1 protein-coding gene is annotated in these 261 nt (G+C 64.8%); it reads left to right on the top strand.

What is annotated here, in order from left to right:
- Positions 1-29 precede the first annotated feature (29 nt).
- On the top strand, positions 30-261 hold a 232-nt coding region (locus ACYQ8K_RS30315; protein ID WP_459975088.1), incomplete at its 3' end, for a cutinase family protein.

Raw genomic sequence — 261 nt, 5'->3', positions numbered from 1 at the left:
CCTACGCTCCGTGCGCAATTTGTGTGAGCATTGAAGACGTGAATACGCGCCAGTTTGGGCGTTCGCTGGCCGCCGCGGTGCTGACGACTTTCGCAACGCTGCTGAGCGCACCAATTGTTGGCGCCCCCGCATCGGCCGCTCCCTGCCCTGACATCGAGGTGACATTCGCCCGCGGCACCAACGAACCACCCGGTGTCGGCGGGGTGGGACAGGCCTTCATCGATTCACTGCGCTCGCAGATTGGCGGGCGTTCCCTTGGGG

It is taken from the genome of Mycobacterium sp. MUNTM1, assembly GCF_054660795.1.
This window is presented reverse-complemented; position numbering and strand designations above follow the sequence as displayed.